Genomic DNA, 23617 nt, shown 5'->3' with positions numbered 1-23617 from the left:
CCCCTCCTGAAGAAATTTTCAACTCCCTCAGCAGCGTTTATTATCTTACTAAACCTTCGAACTCTTGTCAAGCCCTTACGCTTAGTTTTTATTTCGCCGCCTTGCTCTCAAGCCTTTCGCTCTCTTGCCCGACGACAGTTATTAATATTACCAACTTGTCCCTTCTTTTGCAAGCTTTTTTTGCAAAAAAACAGGATGTTATTTCTAACATCCCTCAAAAAGCCTAATTCTTCAACGGTTTTTCAATATGTGATAATAGCAAATTAATGCACTGATAAATGTCTCTTATGTCAGTTTTGCACTCATGAATTACCCAATTATAGATAATTGCATAGACACCGTTAGCAACTAAATCGATTTGTCTAACTGAAAAAGCACCGCGCGGCCTCATGTAATTTTCAATCGCAATTGCGAATTCCTTGCGTAAGGTAATATAAAAATTTCTAGGGTCTTTGCTAATTAGCAGCAAGTTATAGTAGAAAATACGATTTTCTTTAATTTGTGTAAGCATTCGATAAAACATTCGGTTCATCGTCTCGCCATTAAAACTGCGCAAAGTTCTCTGTACTTGCAAAACAACCACTGACACAAACATGTTCGACATATTGCTATAGTGATTATAAAACATTCCCCTATCAATCTGTGCCTTTCGACAAAATTCCGTTACAGTATATTTGTCACATATTTTCTTGCTCAAGTCCTTCTTAAGAATCTTTTCAGAGTATGGTATAGCCATGTTCTAATTCTCCTATTAAATTTATTGTAATCAATATATCAATAAAAGCGCTAACATGCAATAACTTTTTATTTTAAGTTGATTCTCCCTAAGCCCATTACAGCAAAATATTGTCCTATACAAATAAAAAGCAAAGCTGCATTACAACTTTGCTTTTTTAGTTAATGATTATTTTCCCGACGCTGCTTACGTTGGCGTTTAGCCTTACGAACTTCGTGGCGCTGCTCAACTTTGCGCTTTTGCGCCTTATCCTTTTGGATAGCCTGTTTAATCTTCTTCTTATAGCCTGGCTTGCGCTTTTTCTTGGCTTTTTTAACCAGACCATTCAGCTTATTATCAATTTTATGATTGGCAGCATTACGGTCAGTTCGGCGATGATAGTGTTTACGCGGCACTAATTCACCATTCTTAATTTCGACAAAATCAAAATGGACGCCCATCTTTTCTAATCCGGCAATTCGGTTCATTTCTTCTTCACGAATTAAAGTAACGGCGTGTCCAGACAGACCATTACGACCAGTCCGTCCAATTCGGTGAACAACAAAATCCAAGTCGCGCGGAATTTCATAGTTAATAACTAGACTAACACCATCAATATCGAGTCCACGCGCTGCCAAATCGGTAGCAACAACATACTGGAATTGTCCGGCTTCCACTTCCCGTAATGCACGTTTACGCTCACGCTCAGTGATACCACCATGAATTTTAGCCACTTTTAGGCCTTGAGATTGCAAATATTCAGTTAATTCATCAACTTTTTGCTTAGTATTAGCAAAGACAACCGCCAAATACGGCTGACCCATTGTCAATAACTGGTACAAAATCTTTTTGCGATTTTTAGAACCAACGTCTAGCAAATCATTCTTAATTGTTCCAGAAATAACGGTTGGATTATCAATGATAATTTGCTCAGGCTTAGCCATATATTTACGTAAAAAGTTGCTCAATTGCACTGGAATTGTTGCTGAAAAAGCCGCAAACAGCAGCTCTTTCGGCATTCTTTGTGCGATAAAATCAACATCATTTAAAAAGCCCATGTCTAAGGTCATATCGGCTTCATCAATGATGAAGTCCTTGACGTAATCCAAAAACAGCAGCTTCTTTTGGACAAAATCGTGCAGCCGCCCCGGTGTTGCAATAACTAACTGTGGTTTATTGCTGGTAATCTTCTTTAATTGGCGTTCACGATCTGTCCCACCAGCTAAGTGAGCAATCGAAATATTCAGCCCTGATGCATCCCGCAGTTGTCTTGCAACTTGATAAAGCTGCTCTGATAGTTCACGGCTCGGTGCGGTAATAATTGCCTGCGTATATGCAAGTTCTGGATCAATGTCATTCAACACGGGCACCAAAAATGCATGTGTCTTCCCTGACCCAGTAACGGCCTGGACAACCGCATTCTTGTGCTCTAATAACACAGGAATAACTTCTTCCTGAACCTTAGTCGGCTGCGTAAAATTAATCTTGCTTAAACCAGCTTGTAATTCTGGCTTAAGTTTAGCGTCTTTAAAAATATTATTCATGTGTTTTTCGATATTCCTTAGTTACCTGTACCAATTCCGCAAAAATTTGCTTAACTTCAGCTAAATCTTGAGCATTGGCACCACTGGCTAAAGCATGACCACCACCATCATGCTTAGCTGCTAATTCGTTAATGACTGGACCCTTTGAGCGGTAGTGAACGCGATAAGTGCCATCAGGCTTTTCAACAAAAACATTCCAGGCAATGATGTCTTTAATTCGACCTGGTGTTGAAACCGTGCACGAGGCTTGACTAAAATCAGCCCCCAACTTATCAAGAGCTTCCTGCGTCAAAACTGCATAGGCAGCACCGCTAGGGTCAACTTCCATATAATCGAGTACTTCTGCCTGCAATTTTGCCTGCACAAAGGTGACGTCACTCATATTACGAGCAATTTCAGTAATATTAATCCCCGTAGCCGCTAATTTGGCAACAACGTTAAACGTATGCGCTGTAGTTTCAGGATACATAAACCGACCTGTATCGCCAACTATCCCCGCATATAACGGATAAGCAACCTCAGCTGGCATCGGCAAATTTTCTGCCGCTAAAAAGTCCGCGATAATCTGCGAAGCAGCTGGTGCCTCATCATCGACATAACTCATATCAGCATATGGCTCAACATCTGGGTGGTGGTCAATCTTAATTAAAAAATCCCCCTGATCGTATAACTTATTGGCGATCCGTGCCGTATTAGCAGTATCCGTTGTAATAACCAGTGCGCCTTGATAATCTGCCTTAGTTACCGGATCCATCTTGTTAATCCAATCAAGGTCTCCCTCATCGTTTTCACCAGCACACAAAATGCGTTTGTCAGGAAAGTGCAACTTTAATGACCGCGCTAACCCAGCCTGTGAACCCAAGGCATCTGGGTCTGGGCTAGTATGACGGTGCAAAATAATTGTCGAATATTGTTCGATTTTTTGATATATTTCCGCAAAAGTGCTCATAATTACTCCTTCATCTATTAATTGTTTATCCTTTAGTTTACCAGAAAAGTTGCTCAATCTGAAAACAAGTCTAAGTTGACATCTTCAAAATCAGCTTCTAAAAAATCGGTGGCCGTCACTCCCAACAAACGAATGCCATTAGTAAGAAAACTATTGGCCAGCGGCTCAAACAATTCGCGGGCTGCTTGATAAATTTCGGTTGCATTACGCGTTGCATGTGGTAATTTTCGCCGTTTAGTCACAGTCACAAAATCATTATTGCGAATTTTTAGAACAATTGTATTGGCAAAAAAGTTACGCTCCTGCAGCTTTTCTTCCAAATTAGCAGCATAATTGCGAATGTTAGTCAGTGCTACCTGCTCATCAAAAACGCATGGCTCATAAGTCCGCTCAATGCCAATCGACTTACGATTATGTTCATCATCAGGAACAACCCGCGACAAATCAATCCCGTTAGCGTGTTCGGCCATCAAATAACCCATGCGGTTAAAATGCTTAATTAGTTCGCGCACATGGATCTGCTGCAGCCCCTTGCCAGTATAGATTCCCATCTGATGAAGACGTTCCTGCGTTCTGGGACCAATGCCATGAAAATTTTCAATTTTTTGCCTTGCCAAAAAAGCTTTCGCTTCCTCAGGCAAAATGACCGTCCGTCCGAATGGTTTAGCATATTCTGAGCCCATTTTTGCCAAAAACTTATTATAAGTAGCACCAAAAGAACAATTCAGTCCCTCTTCCTTACGAATTCGCGTCTGCAAGTCAATTGCCAGTTGAACAGCCGAAGTTGAACCCAACTTATTCTCAGTTACATCTAAATAAGCTTCATCAAGTGCAATCGACTGCACCGAATCCGTAATTTCGTGCATCATTTCGTGAATTGTCGCCGAAACTGCGCGATATTTAGTAAAGTCTGGCCGCAAAAAGACCAATTTATCTGCCGGTACTAATCTGATTGCCTTAATTGACGGCATTGCTGAATGCACGCCATACTTACGAGCAACGTAATTTGCTGTTGCCACGACACCATGACCATGATTTTTTCGGGCATCTTGACCAATAATCAGCGCCTTATTTTTCAGTGCCGGATGATCGCGCATTTCTACTGAAGCATAGAAGGCATCCATATCAATATGAATAATGCGCCGATGGGTATCATTAAGTGGCAGCAAGTCATCACTTGGGTTAGTCATAAATCCAATGTTCAGTTGCAGAGTCAAAAATCTGGTCTGCAGCCTTTGGCCCCATGCGGTAAGGTAAATATTCTACTGGCTTTTTGCCAGCTTGATTATCTTGATGCCAAGCGTCCTCAATCAGGTCAATAAACTTCCAGTAATTCTTCAATTCACTCCAATGGGTAAAATTAGTTGAGTCATTAACGAAAACATCGTGCAATAAACGCTCATAGCCGTCTGGCACTTGAGCTAGTTCAGACTTAGCAAAAGTATAATCTAAGTTTTCACGGCGAATACCACTCGTTGAAATTTTCTTACCATTAATTGTAATGTAAATTTCCATTTGCGGGTCAATCACAATCGTAATGTTGTTGGAATGTGCCTGACCGTAAGGATTAGACATGTGCTTTAACACGATATCGATGCGGCTTTCCTTTTCCCTAAATTCTTTCCCCGTTCTAAAGTAAATCGGCACACCAGCAACCGGGCCCTTTTGGAATTTAATTTGCCCAGCAGCAAATGTTTCTGTCGTCGAGTCCTCGGCAACATTCGGTTCTTGCTTATAACCAAAAGTCGTATCGCTGCCGAGATATTGTCCACGAACAAAGTGCTGGTCAATCTCTTCCTTAGTCGGCATTACCAGACTATCAAGCAGTTCTTGTTTAGCTTGATGGATACTCTTTGCAGTCAAATCAGTGGGCTGCGGCATTGCCAGCAATGTAATAATTTGAAAAATATGGTTCTGCACCATATCGCGCAAGGCCCCAGAAGTTTCATAATACCCACCGCGAGCTTCAACACCGAGCCGTTCTGCTAAAGTAACCTGAATATTCTTAACGTTGTCACTATTCCACACATTTTTAATTAACGGATTGGTAAACCGCAATGGCAAAATATTCTGCACCATTTCCTTGCCCAAGTAATGATCGATTCGAAAGATGTCATCTTCGGCAAAAGAAGCAGTGATTTGCTGGTTTAACTTTTCAGCAGAAGCAAGGTCACGTCCGAATGGCTTCTCAACAACTATTCTGTTAAAGCCCGTACTTGTCAGATGCTGGTCATTAATGTGCGTTGCAATCGTGCCAAAGAAGCGTGGCGCCATTGCCATGTAGAAGATCCGATTGCCTTGTGCACTATAGCGATCATCAAGTTCTTGTGCCAATTCTTTAAGTGCTTGATAATGTTCAACATTCGTCACATCATGAGATTGATAATAAAAATGACTAACAAAAGCTTGAACATCATTTTCGCTGACTTCTTTGTGAGTTTCATGAATTGCATCACTGACTTGTTCACGCAGATATTCGTGCGTCCATGGCCGCCGCGCCGTGCCGATAACTGCAAAATTATCACGAATTAAGCCTTGCTCATATAAATTGAACAAAGCTGGATACAATTTACGATGGGCCAGGTCGCCACTGCCGCCAAAAATAATCATTACAACTGGAATATTGTTCATAAGGGTACCCTTTCCTAAAATTAAACTTAAGTTAATTCCATTTTATACTATTTTGCATTCAAACTTTAGTTTTTAGACAACTAGACTAATAATTTTTTAGCGCAAAATAAAAAGCGTCAATTGACGCTTTTATTTAAATTTTTTATTCTTCAGTAGAATCATCGTCTGACTTTGGCTCTGCTTCAGTAGGCTTATCAGCAGGTTCTGCTGGTTTTTCTTCCTTTGTAGGTTCTTCCTCAGCTGGCTTCTCAGTAGTATTAGCTTCAGCAGCTGGCAAAATTTGTTGAACAGCCATCCGACTAAAAGTCAGGTAGATACCATCAGCATCAACAACAACTGTCTTGTCATTAGTATCAACAGAATCAATCTTGGCGTGCAAACCGTCAATTAAAATAACGTTGTCACCCTTCTTTAATTGGTTCATCATTTCCATTTTCTTCTGTTGTTGCTTCTTTTGCGGCTTAATCATTGTAAAGTACATGAAAGCAATTAAAACAATAAAGATAATAATCATCACAAAGCTGCTATTGCCGTTACCTGCAGCAGCTAAAAATAAAGTATTCACTTCTACACCTCATAAATTTCAAAAATATATTAACTTCTTAATTATACATAAATTTATCAGCATTTGCACTACTCATTAGGAATCGGCAAGCCCAACTGCAAATATGCTTTCTCGGTTACCATGCGTCCACGCGGCGTCATTAAAATAAAGCCGCGCTGCAGCAGGTATGGTTCATATAATGATTCGATTGTTTCTACATCTTCACCACTATTAGCCGCCAGCGTCCGCACGCCGACTGGACCGCCGTGATAATTTTCAATCATTACCCGTAAAATCTTGCGGTCGGTCTGGTCTAACCCCTCGTCATCAACTTGCAGCTGCTTAAGTGAGCTAGCAGTTGTCGCAAAAGAAATCACCTTTTCGCCCCTAACTTCCGCAAAATCACGCACCCGTCTAAGCAGTCTGTTGGCTACTCGCGGCGTACCCCGCGACCTACGCGCTAATTCATGAGCGGCTTCTGGTGCAATCTCAATCTGAAACACATTGCTTGAACGCTGAATAATCTGCTCTAATTCATCAACCTGGTAATACTGTAAATGTTCAACAATCCCAAAGCGATCACGCAAGGGCGCCGACAATTGCCCAGCTAAAGTCGTCGCACCAACCAAGGTAAACGGCGGCAGCGGTACGTGAACTGCATGGGTTGTTTGCCCCTCACCAATCACGATATCAATATAATAATCTTCCATTGCTGAATAGAGTACTTCCTCAATCGGTTTTGCCAAACGATGAATTTCATCGATAAATAGAACATCCCCAGGATTAAGGTCGGTCAATAACGCTACCAAATCGCCAGCTTTTTCAATCGCTGGACCACTGGTACTCTTTAAATTAACGCCCAATTCATTTGCAATCACAAATGCCAAAGTCGTTTTCCCGAGGCCCGGCGGCCCGTAGAGTAAAACATGGTCAAGTGCTTCATCACGCTGTTTAGCAGCTTTAATATAAACTGCCAGCTCTTTTTTAACCCGCTTTTGTCCCAAATAGTCATCTAAACGCTGTGGTCTTAGCGAAAATTCAGTCTGCTGCTCATTTAATCCCTGACTTTCACCAGAAACAATTGAATCATCATTATCTGTCACCAGTTTCACTTCCTTTGAACACGTTACAACTTATTATAACAAGAACTACTTCTTTAAGAGAAGGGCTAGACCCTTTTTAATATACTGGTCCGCACTTGTTGCATCTTGCTCAGCCAATTTAGGTGCCACTCTGTCGACTTCCTTTTGGGTGTAGCCAAGAGCAAGAAGTGCTAGCAAGGCATCATTAAGTTCCGGTGTGATTTCTTGATCGGCAATCTTATCAACCCGCTGCACAAAGTCACCTAGCTTGCCCTTCAGGTCAAGCACAATCTGTGATGCAGTCTTTTTACCAACACCAGGGAAGCGGGTCAAATACTTAACTTCGCCCTGCTCAATGGCTTCAGCTAGCGAATTACTATCTTCAGCTGCCATGATTGCAAGTGCCGACTTAGGACCAATGCCACTAACACTAAGCAATTTTAAGAACAATTCCTTGTCTTCTTCACTTTGAAAACCATATAAGGTAATGCCCGTGTCACGAACCACTTGTTCAATATAAACTTCAGCTTGTTCATCCTGCTGATAAGCAAATGGGGTGGGACTATAAATCTTATAACCCACACCATTAACATCGAGCACAACGTAATTAGGCATAATCTTGGCAATAATGCCCTTTAAATATTCATACATTAATTATTTTTCCTTTTTAAACATTTTATTCAATTCACTCTGCCGTAAATGAACTAGAACTAGATTACCGCGGGCATCATGATAAGGGTCAGGTGTTTGCCTTAATTCAGTCAACAATTCACTGGCTTCTGCATCTGCTAGCTTAATCCGACCCGTAATTTCTTTTTCAGCTTGCCGTGCCGCAATTCGCTTAATCAAGTTGGCAGTATCAGTTTGGTCAACATTTAAAAAGCTATCCAAAATTGAACGAATTGCTTCTTCAGGATTGCTCTTAATCCATGTCGGATAAGACCGCAAAATAAATGTGTCAGTGCCAAATTCTTCCAAAAATAGGCCAATCTGATTAATTTTTGTCAAATTATCCTTAATTTGAAGAAAATCCAGATTGCCAAAAGAAAGCGTAAGCGGCGTCAACAAGCCTTGCTGAGTGATTTTTTGTTGGGTAATTGTCTGCTCAATTGTAACAAAACGGAGCAGACGTCTAACGGCAACCTGATCCACCAAATATAAGTCTTCACCATTTGCGGCAACCAAATAAGTTCTTGTTTGACCAACCAAAGTTAATTCAGGAAGATTGTTAGCTAAAACTTCATCCCCTGTTGAAACAACTGCAGCACTATTTGCATGATTAACAAACGGCGGCAGCTGCCTTTGCCGTGCAACATTGTCATGCCAAGTTTTGGTAATAATATAGCGGTCATCCTCACGCGGCACTGTCAAATCCACATATTGCGTGTGCTTAGGCGTTGTAATCTTAGCGGCATGACTTTCATGCACCTCATTAGCAGGAATAGTCCGCTTAGTATCCACAACATTTTTATTTAAATTAAATTTAAGCTGGTCAACTAATGTCTCTTGCTTAGCTGCGATCAAGTTCGCCAGCCCATCACCCTGGTTATTTTCTTCTAAAAGTGTAGTGCTAATCGCATTCGTAATTAAGCGGCTAAGTTCACTTTCCTTCGACAAGCGCACTTCCTGCTTAGTGGGATGCACGTTAACATCAACTAGCAGCGGGTCAACTTCAATCTTCACAATCGCAATTGGGTAATGTTTAGCAGTCAAATGCGTGCCGTATCCTGCCATCACGGCAGCTGCGAGCTTGAAATTTTTAATATAACGACCATTTAACAAGATTGAGACAAAATTGCGCGTTGAGCGAGTTAATTCTGGTTTCGATATTAAACCAGTAACCGTAAAATCGTTGTCGCTGCTGCTAAATGGCAGCATTTTTTCGGCAATATGGCGACCATAAACACTAGAAACTGTCTGCTGTAAATTACCATTACCAGCAGTTCGTAATAAAACACGCCCTTCATTAGTTAGCGTCAAAGCCAAGTTGGGATAGCCCAAGGCAATGCGGTTGACAATATCAACAATTTTCATGATTTCGGTACGGGGACTGCGCAGATACTTTAACCGCGCTGGCGTGTTGTAGAACAGGTCCTTAACCGTAATTTGCGTACCCTTTTTAGCAGCCGCATCTTCCTGCAGCGTTTTCGCGCCAGCGGTAAATTCGGCTCGTGTTCCCGCTGCTTCACTAGCATTAGTTAAAATTTCCACGTGACTAACCGCTGCAATCGAAGCCAAGGCTTCCCCGCGAAAGCCCAAGGTACCAACATTAAACAGGTCACGTTCGTTGGTAATTTTACTTGTCGCGTGCCGGGTAAAGGCAAGGTCAACTTGATCGCTAGCAATTCCCGAACCATTATCTTGAACAACGATTTCCTTTAGGCCAGCATCAATAAAATCAATTCGAATTCGGCTGCTGCCAGCATCGATTGCATTTTCAACCAATTCCTTAACCACACTCGCCGGTCGTTCAATTACTTCTCCGGCCGCAATCTGGTTAGCTAACGTTTCCGACAATTCATGAATTTGCGTCATGATTAATGCTCATCCTTCAAGTCTTCCTGCCAATTTGCAACCAGCTGCATTACTTCAAGCGGTGTTTTATCAGCTAGATAAAGATTAGAAATTTCATCAAGGATATCTTTTTCCTTGCCTGTAACTTCATTTGCTGGCTCATCAAGGTCATCGCCCACAGCTGCTTCATCAGTATTAAACAAATCTAATTGTGTCGCTGCCGGACCTAAGTTGCTGCCTTGAGCTTCAAGCCGCTTTAACAATTTGGTAGCTTCACGCAAGACTTTGCGCGGCAATCCCGCTAATTGCGCCACATGAATGCCGTAACTCTGATCCGCTGGTCCTGGTAGAATTTTATGTAAGAAAATCAACTTGCCATTTTCTTCGGTTGCCCCAACGTGAATGTTCTTGAGGTGAGGCAGCTTTTGCTCCATTGCCGTTAATTCATGGAAGTGCGTTGCAAATAAAGCCTTCGCCCCAACTTCATCATGCAAATACTGGACAATTGCGCCAGCCAAGGCCATCCCGTCATAGGTTGCCGTCCCGCGACCAATTTCATCAAATAATACTAAACTGCGCTTAGTAGCTGCCTGCAATGCCGCATTGGCTTCCGTCATTTCAACCATAAAGGTACTTTGACCCGAAATCAGGTCATCTGCAGCCCCAATTCGCGTGAATATCTGGTCAAAAATCGGCAGTTCCGCACTATCCGCTGGCACAAATGAACCAACCTGTGCCATCACTGCAATTAGTGCCATTTGCCGCATGTAAGTACTCTTACCAGACATGTTCGGACCAGTAATTAAAAAAATATTGGTATCTTCGTCAAGCTTGACGTCATTAGGAATGTAGGCGCCCGCCTTCATCACCTTTTCAACTACGGGATGACGTCCTGCAATAACCTTCACATCTTGATTTGCAGTATGGAACACGGGCCGACAATAATTATTTTCTTCGGCAACTTGCGCAAATGAACAAAATACATCAAGACTTGCTAGTTGTGCAGCTAATTTTTGTAAAGCAGCAATGTACTTCTTGACTTCTTCACGCAACTTAACAAACAAGTCATATTCCAAATCTGTCGACTTGGACTGTGCTTCCAAAATTAAATTTTCGTGCTCCTTTAATTCCGGCGTGATATAACGTTCCGCATTGGTTAACGTTTGCTTACGGGTATAACGATCTATCGGCACCTTACTCTTGTTAGAATTCGTCACTTGAATGTAGTAACCAAAGACCTTGTTATAACCAACCTTGAGGTTATCAATTCCCGTCTTTTGCCGTTCCGAAACTTCCATTTCGGCTAACCACTTTTTACCATTATTCATTGCATCGTGGTAACGGTCAAGCTGGCGATCAACGCCAGGACGAATAAGTCCACCATCAGTAGTCACAATCGGTGGCTGATCAACAATTGTCGTCGTAATTAATTCCGCAACACCCTTTAGCGGATCAATCTTAGTGGCAAAATCTTGCAAAACCTTGCTGTCTGCATCCTGCAATGCCGTCAAAATTGTCGGTACTGCCTGCAAAGAATGAGCTAGCTGCAATAATTCACGGGCGTTAACGTTGCCAAAGGCAATCCGACCCGTCAATCGCTCCAAATCATAAACGCCCTTGAGAGCATCAATAATGTTTTCGCGGGTAAAATAACCATCAAGTAGGGCTTGCACCATTTCTTGGCGCTTAGTCAGTTGGTCAACTGATAATAGCGGCCGCGCTAACCACTGCTTGAGCAGGCGACCGCCCATTGCTGTATGAGTCTTATCAAGAACCCAGAACAAGGAACCCATCTTTTTGCCAGTTTTCGCAGAAGCTGTTAATTCCAAATTGTTCTGCACCGTATGCGACATTTGTAAATACTGACTGACTTCATAGCTTTGTGCCACCTGCAAGTGTGCCAAACTGCGCTTCTGCGTTGTCAGTAAGTAACCAACTAACTGTTGAACCGCTGCTTTTTCAACATAATTAGTCAAATTTTGTTCAACGAAAGACACTTCGGCATGCTTTTCAGTTAATTCAACTGGTGCCGAAACCGTAATATTGGCTTTATCGAAAAATTCACTGTCGGCATCACTTAAATGCCCATTATAAACAACCTCGCGTGTGCGCAACGACAACAATTCATTCGCTACGGCCGCAAATGTTTTTAAGTGCGTCGCAAAAATTTCACCGGTTGACAAATCACTATAGGCTAAGCCGAAGCCGCTCTTAGTTGTCACTACTGACGTTAAATAATTGGCATCTTTGGCTTCACTTGGCTTGTCATTCATCCGCGTACCTGGCGTTACCAGCTGGATAATTCCCCGCTTAACCATTCCTTTGGCATCCTTAGGATTTTCCAATTGCTCACATAAAGCGACTTTATACCCCTTCTCCACCAAAGTATCAACGTAAGAATCAACCGCAACGTGCGGCACACCTGCCATTGGAATTGGATTTTCACTCTTATTTGAGCGGTGCGTCAAGGTCAATTCCAAAATCTGGGCACCCTTAACCGCATCATCTTCAAATAATTCATAAAAGTCACCGACGCGATAAAAAAGAAAGGCATCGGGATATTGCTTTTTAATTTCGTAATATTGCTCCATCATCGGAGTTGTACTTGCTTTGGCCATTTATTCCTCTTCTTCTTTGCTATTACTGCTATATTATACGCTATCTCTTGGGGCAAAAGAAAAAAGACCACTAGTTAATGATCTTTTTCTTAAGTTTGCTTGAAGCAACATTGCTTATCAAGTTGTCTACTATAACTATGTAAAAATAACTAGCTAATAAAATTTTTTCAAGCTTGTTAATTCGCCAACTATACAATGCAACTACTGGTTTCCAGGCTAAAATTAAAGTGCAAAATTAATTTATATTTTATTATTATATATAAATACAAGTAAATATATTTTTTAATAAGAAAAAAGTAACAAATCCACATTTATAAGCTTTTTTGAGCATTTTAATTGTCTTGTATGTATCTATCAAATATAATTAAAAATACGAGTTTAAGCAATACTTATATTGGTATCTAATTTCTTAAACTTAAAAATAAATATATGTATACAAAAAATCGTTTCTCATAGGTAGTACGAGCAACGATTTTTTTGTTTATTTGTTAAAAAGATATAAAATAAAAAGGGGAGGATAAAAGATCAATCTAATTAATTAAGCAAGATTATCACAGTATTAAAGAAAAATTCAAGTACAATTTGGACAGTTAATATTTGAATTTAAATTCAATCACTATGCTAATCAAACGTTATACCATCTTACTAAATATTTTACTATATGAGACTAGCTTATTTACTTTTTTAATGAAACCGCTTTAACTAAAAATTGGACAGACTTTAGAATTAAATACGGTAACAAACCAATAAAGGCAAATACCTGTCAACTATAGGCAAATTATTAATCAAGATTTTTATAATCACTTAAAAGTTTTATACCCAAATTAAGGAGCGTTAATTATGAAAACAATAAAGAACGTTTTATACGCACTATCAGTATTTGTATTACTATTCATTAGTGGTCCGCCTGCTTACGCAGCTACGGCTAAATTTTACGAATATTCCGGCACAGACTTAATCAAACAAGACTATTACGAAATCAAACAAAAGAAGACATTCAAATATAACTTAAATGGAAAGCAAGCTTATAATTCTGCTGCCTTTGTTCCTCAACGTAATAACTTTGTTGGTTATAGTTGGCCTGATAAAAATAATATTACCTATACTACAGACGGGACATCGCGCCAAGCTGCATTAACAGATGACGCTGCGCAACGGATCAATAGTATGAATATTGTAAAATTAGCACCTTCTGCAAGTAATCCTGATATTACCGTACATTATGTCAGTCAAGAAAAGATCAATAGCTTTAATAGTGATCCTAACCACGATCCAAATATTATGGCCTTAGGCCTAACAGTATATGGAAATGTCTGGCTGACGTCTAATAAGTATGCGCCTAAAACGTTTATTCACGTTAATGTTTACGTCAATAAAGAAGAAAACAACTCAGGCTATAGCTTATCTAACAGAGTTAAATGGCGTTTAGATTATCGTAATGAAGCAATTATTATTCATGAATTTGGACATGCTTTAGGCCTAGATCACAGTAATAATTATTCAAATTTAATGTCTCCAAGCAACTCTCAATTTAGTGAAAATGCGATGAAAAATCATACACAAATTCTCGATCAAGATTTTTATAATCGGCTTAGAACCCTTTATACAGAAAATTAACTAGAACACTATTTAACAAAATATCGATAAGACAAGCTTTGCTTATTAACACTAGTCCTTTAATAAGGTACTCTACTTTATCTTGCTCTGTTATACCCTAAGGGCAAAAATAGTTTCAACAATTACAAATTGGTAACTAACATAAAAGTAAACTCTTCTGAGTAAACAGAAATAGACATTACTATTGATGTTATATATGGTACTTTCATAATCATCACAATTAATATATAACAAAAAATATTCGAATGCAAGTAACTTTTTAAAATTATCTAATATTTATTTACTATTTTAACTTTATTATTTACTATAACATATATACGTAAATAAATACTGCTATATCAGCATTTTCTATACTTAGAAATCTTTTTTCTCACATTTTAATATACACGAATATTGAAATTGCTTACATTTATTAAATAACAATTTTATAAATTTATTGAAATTATATTTTGCAAAAAAATAGATATTACTTTTTTAACACCTAAATTAAACTCACAAAAGTCAGCATTACCAATAAAAAAGGCCATCAACTTGATGGCCTTTTTTTCTTGAAATTAAATAAATTATTATTGAACAAGTCGCCTTTTAGCAGAGTGGCTGCCGACAAACTTAACTATTGATTCTCACTACACACAAAAAGTCGCTCAAACGAGCGACTTTTTTAATTATTATTTATCTTAAAATTACATCATTCCAGGAGCGCCGGCACCAGCACCTGCGTCAGGTGTAGCTGGCTTATCTTCAGGAATTTCTGCAACTACAGCTTCAGTAGTTAAGAGAAGTGCAGCAATTGAAGCAGCGTTTTGCAAAGCTGTCCGTGTAACCTTGGTTGGATCAATAATACCAGATTCAACCATGTTCTCCCAGTTACCATTAGCAGCATTGTAGCCGATCTCGTTGTCTTGCTTTTCAAGTTCGTTCAAGATAACTGAACCATCTTCACCAGCGTTTTCAGCAATTTGGCGAACTGGTGCACTCAAAGCACGTAAGACAATGTTGATACCAGTTTGTTCATCAACAGTATCACCTTTAAGGTCTTTAACAGCTGATTCAACATCAACTAAGGCAGTACCACCACCGGCAACGTAACCTTCATCAACAGCAGCACGAGTTGAGTTCAAGGCATCTTCGATCCGGTAACGGCGTTCCTTCAATTCAGTTTCAGTAGCAGCACCAACGTGAATAACTGCAACACCACCAGTTAATTTAGCCAAACGTTCTTGCAACTTCTTCTTGTCAAAGTCAGAAGTAGTTTCATCGATTTGCTTTCTAATTGAATCTTCACGATCCTTGATTGCTTCATCAGAACCAGCACCATCAACAATTGTAGTTGAGTCCTTAGTAACTGTAATCCGGCGAGCTTGACCTAATTGGTCAAGTGAAGTGTCCTTCAATTCAAGACCCAAGTCTTCAGTAATTACAGTACCACCAGTCAATGCAGCGATATCTTGTAATTGTTCCTTGCGGCTGTCACCGAAGCCAGGTGCTTTAACACCAACAACGTTGAAAGTACCACGAACCTTGTTCAAAACAAGTGTTGGCAATGCTTCACCATCAATATCGTCAGCAATGATTAACAATGACTTTCCTTGTTGTACAATTTCTTGCAATAATGGCAAAATGTCTTGAATGTTAGAAATCTTCTTGTCGGTAATCAAAATGTATGGATTATCGAGGTCAGCTTCCATCTTGTCGTTGTCAGTTACCATGTATTGTGACAAGTAACCGCGATCGAATTGCATCCCTTCAACAACTGATAATTCAGTTTCAATACCACGAGAATCTTCAATAGTAATTACACCATCGTTGCCAACTTTTTCCATTGCGTCAGCAATTAAATTACCAACTTCTTTAGAAGCACTTGAAACAGCAGCAACTTGAGCGATTTGGTCTTTTGAAGAAACTGTATGGCTGATCTTGTGTAATTCATCAGTTACAGCCTTAGTAGCCTTTTCAATTCCGCGGCGAACACCAACTGGGTTAGCACCAGCAGTTACGTTCTTCATTCCTTCACGAATAATTGCTTGGGTCAAAACAACGGCAGTAGTTGTACCGTCACCAGCGATATCGTTGGTCTTTTGAGCAGCTTCAGCAACTAACTTAGCACCCATGTTTTCGTAATGGTCCTTCAATTCAATTGCCTTGGCAATTGTAACACCATCGTTAGTAATTTCTGGGTTGCCATATGATTGCTCTAAAACAACGTTGCGTCCCTTAGGACCAATAGTTGTCTTAACAGTATCAGCTAGCTTGTCAACACCCTTTAATAGGGAACGTCTTGCGTTTTCTGAAAATTTAATATCTTTTGCCATTTTCATTCGCTCCTTAATTACTTAACAACTGCTAAAATATCTTTTTCATGAAGAACTAAGTATTCTTCGCCTTCATGTTTAACATTAGTGCCAGAGTACTTATCGTATAAAACGACGTCGCCCTTCTTAACAGTCATTGGAATCTTGTCACCAGTTTGAGTATAAGTACCTTCACCTACAGCGACAACTTCACCTTCAGTTGGCTTTTCTTTAGCATTTGATGCTAAGACAATGCCACCAACAGATTTTTCTTCTTCTTCTTTAACTTTTACGATCACGCGATCACCGATTGGTTGTAACACGATTGCCTCCTAAAATTAAATTTGATAATTTTTATTTTCTTTATATCAGTTAGCACTCTTATTAGCTAAGTGCTAACTTACAAATATGATAATAACCTCTTTTGCCAAAAAATGCAAGAAAAATTAGCACTTTTTTACTTAAAGTGCTAATTTTATTTTTTGCAAGTTCTTAATTCCCATAACTTCGCATATAATTCAATGTTTTTTCTATCTTTTTTGATTAATTCAGCCACAACAAAACCCCTGAGATTAACTTCAGGGGTTCCTATTAACTAATATTTATGAAAGAAATACTACCAAATTAGTACGCGCTTCTTGGGCGATAGCCACATGCCGTCAGTCTTCTTAACCTTAAAGACCTTGTAGAAATCCGGTTGGCACTGCACTTGGACATTAACCCTCAAAGCATCAGGTGAGTGAACATCGTTGGCAAGCAAGTATTGCGTCCATTCTGGGCTTGCTTTTAACCGCCAAATTCGGGCGTAATTTTTAAAGAGTTCACGTAAGCTAACATGATCTTTCTTAGCAGCAGCTATAGCTACAGATAAGCCACCTTGATCGGCAATATTTTCCGATACTGTCAGCTTACCGCTAACCTTTTTACCGCCATATTTGATACCGTCAAATAATTTGATTTCTGCATTAACACGCTTATTAAATGCTACGTGATCTTTTTTAGTCCACCAATTATGCAGACTGCCATATTTATCAAACTTAGCACCATTATTGTCAAAGGCATGAGAAATTTCATGACCAACAACTGTACCAATGCCACCCAAGTTAGCAGCCTCACTTTGCTTCTTACTATAAAATGGGGCTTGCAAGATAGCTGCAGGAATATTGATATCATTTCGCTCATCATTATAAAAAGCATTAACTTCATCACCAGTAATGCTCCAGTCGTCACGATCAACTGGTTCATCTAACTCTGAGACCATTTCTTTAGTGGTCTTGATATCCATTGCTTTTTGATTAGCATACAAACTACCGCCTTGGCTTGCTGGAACATCATAAAAGTCCGTAACATCGTCTGGGTACCCAACCTTGACCTTCATTGCCTTTAATTTGGCGATTGCTTTTTGTCTAGTTGACTTAGACAGCCACTTATTCTTTTGCAAACGTTGTTCGTAAGTTTTTAAAATTTCTTCAACCATCTTAGTGACGTCTTTTTTAGCAGCAGGACCAAAATAAGTTTGACCATAATATTCACCTATTAAGTCGTCAAATTCACTATCTGTAATTGCAAAAGCTTGCTTTGCAGTTGAAGGCAATTCTTTTTGACCAGTTTCTGCCTGCGCAAATGGAGCGCTAGCGTCAATAAATTGCTGTGACAAATCCCCGGCAACGCTATTAATGAATTCAACAATCATCCAGCCCTTAATTTCAGCGAAGTTATCCTTATTAAGCAACCCATTAACATTATTCAAAAAGTCTGGATCCGTGACAATAATCTGATCAGGTTCTTTGCCGATTGCTCCCTTTAAAAATCCAGCCATATCAAAGTTGTCAAATTTTGCTTCAAAATCTTTGACACTCATTGGATGATAATTGCTAGTTACTTCAGCACTATCTTCAGCTGACTTAGTGTTTTGAACGATCTTACTATCAAACTTAATTGCGTTTTCAGCATAAGTAGTGGCTTCATCTTCCGGCACGCCAGCTAATTTCAATAGGTTGATAGATTGCTTTTGATAAATATCAAGTAACTTTTTCGAATTGGGATCCTGATAGCTAGTAGCGTCAGATAAAATCGTTCCCGCAGAGCCAAAATAGAGGGCATTCTTGCGGGCGTTTTTCAAATCAGGCTCAACCTCCCAGCCAATCGGCAGCGGCATCATTTCATTAAATAATTTTGCAGCGTTGGTATTAAAATCAGCAAAATCCTTAATATTTTCCAGTTCTGCCAAATCCTTCTTAATTGGATGAGCACCATCACGGTTACGTTGATCCATATCTAGAGCTTGCTTATAAAAATCAACGACTTTGGCAAAATTAGGGATATTCGGCAGCGGCTTTTTGCCATTAGCAAAAGCTGCCATATCTTGACTTAATTCCGTGTTCACCTTAGTTGAAAGCTCATCAAGAGTACCTGTACTAACACCATCAGCTGGTATTTTAGCTTGCTTTAACCATTTAGAATTAACAGCTAAATACAGATTATCTTGCGGACGCATACCAACTTTAGGTTTAAGTAAGTTGCCAATACCCCCGCGTTTTCCTTTAACTTGCTTACTGCGATGTTGCGTAGTTTTACTCTTACTAGTGGCAGCTAAAACCGGCTGACTGAGATAATTACTAGTATTAGTTAAAACAAGCGACCCACTCATTATAATGGCAGTCAGTACTGCTATTATTTTCGATTTTTTCTTCATTTACTTACCTCATGTACAAGTAACTTAATTATTCAAGTTTTATTATAGCAATATTTGACTGCAACAAATATATTTTTTTGTGCAAAGTATTCTTCATTACAGCTTCAATTTAATCAACTGCTTGGCACACATAATGCAAATAGAAATAATCATTGCACTAACAGCGATTACAAAAATCAAATGACCATCCACCTTGACCAAAAAGCCACTAATTACTGACATCATTGGACCCATCATTCTTGTTAAAGTTGTTGACGCCGAAGTTACCATCCCGCGATATTCTTTTTTGGTTAGTGCTTGCACAATTGTGAAAAAGTTAGCCTGCGACCACACACTGCCAACTGATACTAGGACATAGCCAATCGTCACTAGCCAAAATGAATGCAATCCTAGCATGACACTAAAGCCAATTAAAATAACTAAACCACTGATTAGCAGCTGCGAGCCAACTGTAAATCTTTGATTAAAATGTAAATAAATAAAATTTGCAGTAATTCCAGCAACTGAAGCTACTGTATAAAAGATGCTAATTTGCGTAACCGATACTTTCAGCGTTTGTTTTAAAATAAACGTTAACATTGGCACCACAACTTGAAAACCTAAGTTAGCTGCCAAAAAGCCAATAATTAACCATTTTAAGTGAAAGTCATGCCAAATAAATTGCAATCCCGCAATAGTTTTATGAGCAATATTTTTAGTTGTAGCTATCGACTTTTCTTCCGGTAGCTCCTTAATTGTTACTGCTAAATATGCAAAACTAACGCTATCCAATAAAAAGCCAGTAAAATAGCCGACTAGATTAATTATCAGGGATGCAATTCCGGGACCAAACATGCGCTGAACTGAAGAAATCAGCCCAACACTTCCCGATACCTGAGCCAACTCTTGCGGCGACAGATTTTGGGCAATCATGGTCTGATAACCAACCCAAGATAGTAGGTCAAAAAAGCCAAAAGCAAAAATTATTACCAAAATGCTCCACAAAGGTAAGTGATTGTTAATCATTGTTGGTACAAATAATGCCAAAATCATTTGCATCACTAACGCAGTCAGCATTACGTTCTTTTGACAATAGACGTCAAAGAGTGCGCCAATTACCAAGCCAAATAGTGCAGTTGGCAAATATTCCATTGCACTGAGCAATCCCATTGTTACTGATGAATGATTAATCGTCAGCATTAACAGAGGTACCGCAAACGTGTAAAACTGGTCACCAAATCCTGATACTGCATACCCTAACAATAGTTTTCGTTTATTATTAAAATTTTTATTCTTCATTTCCTCGATTATCCATAGAAGCTGTATTATTTTTTAACAAAACAATACAGCTTCTACTTCTGCATCGATTACACTTGCAATTTTGATTGTAACCACCTCTACTTTACTAAAACAAAAAGCCATTTACACAAGTGTAAATGACCTTAAGCTAAATATTCTTTTCGTTATCCTTATCGGCATCAAGGAAGTAAATTAATGTTTGCAATTCAGTTGCCAAATCAACATTCTGAATCCGAATTCCAGTCGGAGCAGACAAGCGAATTGGCGTGAAGTTCATTATTCCCTTAATTCCTGATTCAATCATTTCATCAGCTGTTGCCTGTGCAGTTTCAGCTGGAACTGTCAAAATTGCAATCGAAATCTGTTGATCGCTCAATTGCTTTTTCAATTCGCTCATGCTGTAAACTGGCACACCACTTAAAATTTTGCCGGTAATTTCTTCTTTAATATCAAACGCACAAGAAATACGAATATTGTTGCTTCTCTTAAAGTTGTAATTAAGCAAGGCATGCCCTAAGTTACCAACACCAACCAAGGCAACATTAGTCAACGTATCTTGATTCAAAATCTTTTTAAAAAATGATAAGAGGCTCTTAACATCGTAGCCGTAACCACGCTTGCCCAGTGCGCCAAAGTAAGAAAAATCACGTCTAATTGAAGCACTATCAACCTGAACTGCTTCCGACAATTCGGTTGAAGAAACTTTTTCTTTGCCACTCTCATTTAAAATAATTAGATAGCGATAGTAGAGTGGCAATCTCTTTGCTGTCGCTGTCGGAATTTTTATCTTTTCCATTTTTCAAACGGCCCCCAACTTTTATTTGTGAATAAAGCACTAATCAGTCTTATTTTACTCGCAAAATCACATTTAATGCAAATATTTTTTCACAATCTATTCAATTCTATCATAGAAAAGCCTTATAACTAGTAAATGTAGGCCTCTTTTATCCAAGCAAATAATTTAACAAGACTACTTAATAGATTAATCTTCCCTCTTATCACGTTATTGGCACCACTTGCCTTAATTAAGCAGACAAACCTCATATCCTTGCTTAAAATTGCTATAAACAAATGAATAGGAGTCAACAATGTTACTTGAAACACAAAATTTAGTTTAGCGTAATTCACAACTCAAATAATTTTCTTTTTTCTTACCTATAAAGATACACCAGAATTTCAGCTCTTATGCTAAAATGGTCTCTAGGTGAAAATATATGATAATTGCACAAGGGCACGATTTAGAAAAACAATTCGGTGCCAATACTCTATTTAAAAACGTTAACTTTTCAATTGACGCAAATGCGCGGATCGGACTTGTCGGGGCAAACGGTGTCGGCAAGACGACACTGCTTAAAATTATGACAGGCGAAGAAGACGCAACCCATGGTGAATTTACAATCAACAAGGGCATTGCTGTCGGCTACATCGCTCAGGAAAATAGTCTCGATGAAAATAAAACCATCTGGAACGAGATGCTGGATGTTTTTGCCCCATTAATTAAAATGGGTGAAAATATCCAAACAATGCAGGAGCAGATTGCCAACCATCCTGAAGATGAGGCCTTGCTCAAGCAATACGACCAGATGCAGTTCAACTTTGAACAGCAAGGCGGCTACACTTACCAATCCGATATTAAAAGCATCCTGAACGGCTTTAAATTTCCTGAAGATACGTGGACTAAGGTAATTGGCAGTCTTTCTGGCGGTGAAAAAACCCGTCTAGCCTTTGTTAAGCTGCTGCTACAAAAGCCGCCACTATTGCTGCTTGACGAGCCAACCAACTACCTTGATTTGGATACATTGGACTGGCTGGAAAACTTCCTTAAAGGTTATTCTGGCGCTATTTTGGTAGTTTCCCACGACCAGTACTTTTTGGATCATTTGGCTAACCAAATTTTTGAATTACAATTTGGTAAACTGACCGCCTTCAAGGGCAACTATTCTGATTATGTTGCCCAACGTGAACTGCGTGATCGCCAGCAAGAAGAAGCCTACGAAAAGCAACAGGATAAAATCAAAAAAGATGAAGAATTTATCCAAAAGAACATTGTTCGGGCCACTACCACTAAGCGAGCACAAAGTCGGCGTAAACAACTCGAAAAAATCGAGCGGATTAAGCCGCCTAAACATAAAAATAAGGTTCGCATTACCTTCAAGAGTGAGCGCCCATCTGGAAAAGAAGTTTTAATTTTCAATCACTTGTCAATCGGTTACCCAACCAAAACCATGGTACAAGATGTTTCTTTTCAAGTTAATAAGGGGGACCGCGTTGCGGTTATTGGACCAAATGGTATTGGTAAATCCACGCTTTTAAAAACAATCATGAAAGACTTAACCCCTAAAGAAGGGTCAATCAAGTACGGCGCTTCGCTTGATATTGGCTATTATGACCAAGAATTACAACAACTTGATCCTGGAAAGACTGTTCTTGATACCATTTGGGATCGCCATAAAACGATGCCTGAACGTGATGTGCGCTCAATCTTGGCTAGTTTCTTATTCACTGCCAAAGACATCGACAAGACCGTTGGTCAATTATCCGGTGGCCAAAAGGCCCGCTTGACCCTAACTGTTTTATCACTTGAACATAACAACTTTTTGTTAATGGATGAGCCGACCAACCACTTGGATATTGAAGCTAAAGAGGTGCTCGAGCAAGCTCTGCAAAAGTTCGATGGTACCCTGCTCTTTGTCTCCCATGACCGGTACTTTATCAACCAGCTGGCCAACAAGATTGTTGCCGTCAAAGATGGTCATGCCAAAATTTATGAAGGTAATTATTCATACTACTTGGATGAACAAGCTAAGCAAGCTGCTAGTGCCGCAACTCCTGCTAATCAGGATACACCAGTAGAAGTAGAGGCTGCAAATTCTACTAAGCTGTCTTATCAAGAGCAAAAGCAGCGCGACTCACAAAAGCGCAAGTTGCAACGCCAAGTAGAAGATATTGAAGCCAAAATTGAAGAATTGGAACAAAAAGAGCAAGAAATTCAAACGCAAATGGCTAATCCCGACATTGCTTCTGACTTTGGTAAGTTAGGACCACTGCAAGAAGACCTAACTGCTACTCAATCTGAATTAGATAAAGCTAATGAAGATTGGGAACAAGCATTAACTGAATTAGAAAATTTTGAATAACC

Annotated in this window: 18 protein-coding genes; 3 read left to right on the top strand and 15 right to left on the bottom strand. The window is 39.4% G+C overall.

Annotated features, from left to right (window positions below):
- The coding region (locus PT278_RS05035) for a hypothetical protein (RefSeq protein WP_277130693.1) at nucleotides 1-227 on the top strand (227 nt) is incomplete at its 5' end.
- Here the strand turns inward: PT278_RS05035 and PT278_RS05030 are convergent.
- From PT278_RS05030 to mutS, 10 genes are all read right to left on the bottom strand, one after another.
- Nucleotides 224-736: a hypothetical protein gene (locus PT278_RS05030; RefSeq protein ID WP_277130692.1), complete on the bottom strand. Its 513-nt coding sequence runs from the start codon at nucleotides 734-736 to the stop codon at nucleotides 224-226. The genes PT278_RS05035 and PT278_RS05030 overlap by 4 nt on opposite strands.
- A 161-nt stretch (nucleotides 737-897) precedes the next feature.
- Nucleotides 898-2259, bottom strand: a complete 1362-nt coding sequence (locus tag PT278_RS05025) for a DEAD/DEAH box helicase (protein WP_277130691.1) — start codon at nucleotides 2257-2259, stop codon at nucleotides 898-900.
- Nucleotides 2252-3208: a bifunctional oligoribonuclease/PAP phosphatase NrnA gene (locus PT278_RS05020; RefSeq protein ID WP_277130690.1), complete on the bottom strand. Its 957-nt coding sequence runs from the start codon at nucleotides 3206-3208 to the stop codon at nucleotides 2252-2254. The genes PT278_RS05025 and PT278_RS05020 overlap by 8 nt, the downstream gene beginning before the upstream one ends.
- Nucleotides 3209-3261: 53 nt before the next feature.
- Nucleotides 3262-4398 (bottom strand): DNA polymerase IV, encoded by a 1137-nt coding sequence (dinB, locus tag PT278_RS05015; protein WP_277130689.1) that lies wholly within the window; start codon nucleotides 4396-4398, stop codon nucleotides 3262-3264.
- Nucleotides 4391-5839: a glucose-6-phosphate dehydrogenase gene (zwf, locus tag PT278_RS05010; RefSeq protein ID WP_277130688.1), complete on the bottom strand. Its 1449-nt coding sequence runs from the start codon at nucleotides 5837-5839 to the stop codon at nucleotides 4391-4393. Before zwf ends, dinB begins: the two co-directional genes overlap by 8 nt.
- Before the next feature lie 142 nt (nucleotides 5840-5981).
- Nucleotides 5982-6404: a preprotein translocase subunit YajC gene (gene yajC, locus PT278_RS05005; protein WP_277130687.1), complete on the bottom strand. Its 423-nt coding sequence runs from the start codon at nucleotides 6402-6404 to the stop codon at nucleotides 5982-5984.
- Between the two features lie 68 nt (nucleotides 6405-6472).
- A complete protein-coding gene (gene ruvB / locus PT278_RS05000; protein WP_277130686.1) occupies nucleotides 6473-7495 on the bottom strand; it encodes a Holliday junction branch migration DNA helicase RuvB in 1023 nt (340 codons plus the stop codon).
- Nucleotides 7496-7531: 36 nt separating this feature from the next.
- Entirely contained in the window at nucleotides 7532-8116 is a 585-nt protein-coding gene (ruvA, locus tag PT278_RS04995; protein ID WP_277130685.1) for a Holliday junction branch migration protein RuvA, read from the bottom strand.
- A gap of 3 nt (nucleotides 8117-8119) precedes the next feature.
- Entirely contained in the window at nucleotides 8120-10000 is a 1881-nt protein-coding gene (gene mutL / locus PT278_RS04990) for a DNA mismatch repair endonuclease MutL (protein WP_277130684.1), read from the bottom strand.
- A gap of 2 nt (nucleotides 10001-10002) precedes the next feature.
- Nucleotides 10003-12573, bottom strand: a complete 2571-nt coding sequence (gene mutS / locus PT278_RS04985) for a DNA mismatch repair protein MutS (protein ID WP_277130709.1) — start codon at nucleotides 12571-12573, stop codon at nucleotides 10003-10005.
- A gap of 864 nt (nucleotides 12574-13437) precedes the next feature.
- On the opposite strand from mutS, the gene PT278_RS04980 reads away from it, so the two are divergent.
- Complete coding sequence (locus tag PT278_RS04980; protein WP_277130683.1) at nucleotides 13438-14214, top strand: matrixin family metalloprotease; 777 nt, start codon at nucleotides 13438-13440, stop codon at nucleotides 14212-14214.
- Between the two features lie 683 nt (nucleotides 14215-14897).
- On the opposite strand, the gene groL is transcribed toward PT278_RS04980, so the two are convergent.
- From groL to PT278_RS04955, 5 genes are all read right to left on the bottom strand, one after another.
- On the bottom strand, nucleotides 14898-16526 hold the full coding sequence (groL, locus tag PT278_RS04975; RefSeq protein WP_277130682.1) for a chaperonin GroEL: 1629 nt from the start codon (nucleotides 16524-16526) through the stop codon (nucleotides 14898-14900).
- A gap of 17 nt (nucleotides 16527-16543) precedes the next feature.
- On the bottom strand, nucleotides 16544-16828 hold the full coding sequence (groES, locus tag PT278_RS04970; RefSeq protein WP_277130681.1) for a co-chaperone GroES: 285 nt from the start codon (nucleotides 16826-16828) through the stop codon (nucleotides 16544-16546).
- A gap of 293 nt (nucleotides 16829-17121) precedes the next feature.
- Complete coding sequence (locus PT278_RS04965) at nucleotides 17122-19002, bottom strand: M13 family metallopeptidase (protein ID WP_277130707.1); 1881 nt, start codon at nucleotides 19000-19002, stop codon at nucleotides 17122-17124.
- A gap of 294 nt (nucleotides 19003-19296) precedes the next feature.
- Complete coding sequence (locus PT278_RS04960; RefSeq protein ID WP_277130680.1) at nucleotides 19297-20478, bottom strand: MFS transporter; 1182 nt, start codon at nucleotides 20476-20478, stop codon at nucleotides 19297-19299.
- 148 nt (nucleotides 20479-20626) lie between these two features.
- Entirely contained in the window at nucleotides 20627-21274 is a 648-nt protein-coding gene (locus tag PT278_RS04955; protein WP_277130679.1) for a redox-sensing transcriptional repressor Rex, read from the bottom strand.
- A gap of 418 nt (nucleotides 21275-21692) precedes the next feature.
- Between PT278_RS04955 and PT278_RS04950 the strand changes: the two genes are divergently transcribed.
- Nucleotides 21693-23615 carry an ABC-F family ATP-binding cassette domain-containing protein gene (locus PT278_RS04950; protein WP_277130678.1) on the top strand — a complete coding sequence of 641 codons (1923 nt, stop codon included), beginning with the start codon at nucleotides 21693-21695 and terminating at the stop codon, nucleotides 23613-23615.
- Nucleotides 23616-23617: the final 2 nt, after the last annotated feature.

The organism is Lactobacillus sp. ESL0703 (assembly GCF_029433435.1).
GTDB lineage: Bacteria > Bacillota > Bacilli > Lactobacillales > Lactobacillaceae > Lactobacillus.
This window is presented reverse-complemented; position numbering and strand designations above follow the sequence as displayed.